Below are 1190 nucleotides of genomic sequence, written 5' to 3'. Positions count from 1 at the left end.
GGAAACTCCGAACAAGTTGCTCATCAGTCGGAAATGGGCGGCTTAGGGATGCCGAAAAGCCCGCTTTTCAGTCGCTGATTATTGGATAACCAAGGCAAAGCCTTGGTTATCCGGACTCACGGGCGCACCTCTCCCGCAGCAGGCAATAATTGCCGGCGCACCATCCACAGATTCGACAGGGCAAACAGCGTGGTCAGTTGCGCCGTGTTCTTGGCCAAGCCGCGAAAACGAGTCTTTACATAGCCGAACTGGCGTTTGATCACCCGGAACGGGTGCTCCACCTTCGCACGCACTTGCGCCTTGGCCTTTTCGATCTTGCGCTTGGCTTGGTAGAGCACGCTGCGTTTGCTCAAGTGTTTGTAGGTGCTGCGGCGGGCAGCGACCTGCCATATCACCTGCCGTCCCTCGTGTTCTGGCCGCTTTTCCACGCCTGTGTAACCCGCATCCGCACACACGACATTCTCTTCGCCATGCAATAGCTGAGCGACCTCCGTCACGTCAGCTACGTTCGCGGCGGTGCCATGAACGTGATGCACCAGACCCGATTCAGCATCCGCGCCGATGTGGGCCTTCATGCCGAAATAGTACTGGTTGCCCTTCTTCGTTTGATGCATTTCAGGATCGCGCTTGCCTTCCTTGTTCTTGGTCGAACTGGGCGCGTGGATGATGGTCGCGTCGACAATGGTGCCCTGGCGCAACGACAGGCCCTTGTCTTGCAGGTAATTGTTGATGGTTTCCAGAATGCCGGCTGCCAACTGATGCTTCTCCAGCAGGTGCCGGAAGTTCATGATCGTCGTGTCTTCGGGGATCGGAGCGCTGAGCGTCAGACGAGCGAACTGGCGCATCGAAGTGATCTCGTACAGCGCCTCTTCCATGGCGGGATCGCTCAAAGAGAACCAATTCTGCAGCAGGTGAATGCGCAGCATGGTTTCCAGAGGATAAGGCTTGCGGCCACCGCCAGCCTTTGGGTAGTGAGGCTCGATCAACGCCACCAGTCCACTCCACGGTACCACCTGTTCCATCTCGGCCAGGAAACGCTCGCGACGGGTTTGCTTGCGCTTGCCGGCGTACTCGAAATCGGAAAAGCTCATCTGACTCATGGGATGGCGGACTTGTAGAAGGCAGTTGGACGGAGGGCTATTTCAGCACAGGTCAGATGGCCTGTGCTGACTTGATCGGAGAATCCCTAA

General features: G+C 57.1%; 1 protein-coding gene. It reads right to left on the bottom strand.

Going from position 1 to position 1190, the window contains the following annotated elements; translation table 11 throughout:
- Positions 1 to 116 precede the first annotated feature (116 nt).
- Complete coding sequence (locus ACEWE8_RS26055) at positions 117 to 1100, bottom strand: IS5-like element IS2000 family transposase (RefSeq protein ID WP_013973047.1); 984 nt, start codon at positions 1098 to 1100, stop codon at positions 117 to 119.
- Positions 1101 to 1190: the final 90 nt, after the last annotated feature.

Source organism: Pseudomonas sp. TR47 (assembly GCF_044143025.1).
Lineage (GTDB): Bacteria > Pseudomonadota > Gammaproteobacteria > Pseudomonadales > Pseudomonadaceae > Aquipseudomonas > Aquipseudomonas putida_E.
This window is presented reverse-complemented; position numbering and strand designations above follow the sequence as displayed.